Origin of the sequence: Pseudoalteromonas sp. GW168-MNA-CIBAN-0100, assembly GCF_040309225.1 — a bacterium.
Lineage (GTDB): Bacteria > Pseudomonadota > Gammaproteobacteria > Enterobacterales > Alteromonadaceae > Pseudoalteromonas > Pseudoalteromonas arctica.
Window position 1 is genome coordinate 1 of record NZ_JBEOOL010000883.1, and the last position, 249, is coordinate 249.

At 50.2% G+C, this 249-nt stretch carries 1 protein-coding gene; it reads left to right on the forward strand.

Features of this window, described 5'->3' with window-relative positions:
• On the forward strand, positions 1–249 hold a 249-nt coding region (locus AAEY62_RS23840), incomplete at both ends, for an ABC transporter permease subunit (protein ID WP_350636939.1).

Below are 249 nucleotides of genomic sequence, written 5' to 3' on the forward strand. Positions count from 1 at the left end.
CATTAGGGTTGCTTATTATTGCTTATACGCTGCGCTTTTTACCCCTTGCTGTAGGCTCAGTTCGTACCAGCACCGAGCACTTAGATCCAAGCTTGGTAAAATCGGCCCGAGTACTTGGCGCCAGCCCACGCGAAGCATTTATGCGTATAACTCTGCCCTTAACTATGCGCGGTATTATTGCCGGTGCAGCATTAGTGTTTCTAGAGTCGATGCGCGAGCTAGAGGCCACATTATTGCTTGGCCCTACTG